The 237-nt window shown below is 41.4% G+C and carries 1 pseudogene; it reads right to left on the reverse strand.

From position 1 onward, the window contains the following. Window positions 1-100 precede the first annotated feature (100 nt). Window positions 101-237, reverse strand: a pseudogene (locus tag RG959_RS24880) (cysteine hydrolase); the annotation flags it as partial.

Here is a 237-nt window from a genome sequence, read left to right on the forward strand (position 1 = left end):
GAGAAACCTCTGTTGGTAAAGAAATACGCCAACAAGTACGCTTTTTTCCCATGAATCTCCCACTTCAAACAACCCGCAAGGGTATTAAGTGGTGAGTAGCTCAAAGGTCGAGATATTCATCATAGTCGAGGACTTCTATTGTGTCAGACCAATGAAGGACGGTGCCGATAAAGTCACGAATATCTAAATTCTTCATCTCATACGTATCTCCATTATTAAGTGTACCTGTGGCATCTT

The organism is Domibacillus sp. 8LH, assembly GCF_038806185.1.
GTDB classification, from domain to species: domain Bacteria; phylum Bacillota; class Bacilli; order Bacillales; family Domibacillaceae; genus Domibacillus; species Domibacillus indicus_A.